The organism is Desulfosporosinus sp. I2, from assembly GCF_000960765.1.
Lineage (GTDB): Bacteria > Bacillota > Desulfitobacteriia > Desulfitobacteriales > Desulfitobacteriaceae > Desulfosporosinus.
Genome location: NZ_JYNH01000322.1, coordinates 1 through 455, shown reverse-complemented (window position 1 = coordinate 455; position 455 = coordinate 1). Strand labels below are relative to the sequence as shown.

Genomic DNA, 455 nt, shown 5'->3' with positions numbered 1-455 from the left:
TTGAGCACGCCCAAGCGAGTAGGATGTAGGGTAGGCAAATCCGCCCTGCGAGAAGTCTGAGACGTGACGGGGAGCGAAAATTAGTAGCGAAGTAACCGACTCCAAGCTGTCAAGAAAAGCCTCTAGTGAGCGACTAGGTGCCCGTACCGTAAACCGACACAGGTAGATGGGGTGAGAATCCTAAGGCGCGCGAGAAAACCCTCGTTAAGGAACTCGGCAAAATAGCCCCGTAACTTCGGGAGAAGGGGCGCTCTTGGCAACAAGAGCCGCAGAGAAATGGTCCAGGCGACTGTTTAACAAAAACACAGGTCCCTGCTAATCCGAAAGGAGATGTATAGGGGCTGACACCTGCCCGGTGCTGGAAGGTTAAGAGGAGAGGTTAGTCTCGATGCTCGAGGCTCGAAGTTCGAGGTTCGAAAAGAACGGAACGAAGAATCGGGTTTGGAACATCGGGA

General features: G+C 53.4%; 1 rRNA gene. It reads left to right on the top strand.

Going from position 1 to position 455, the window contains the following annotated elements:
- Window positions 1-455, top strand: a 23S ribosomal RNA gene (locus tag UF75_RS27895); the annotation flags it as partial.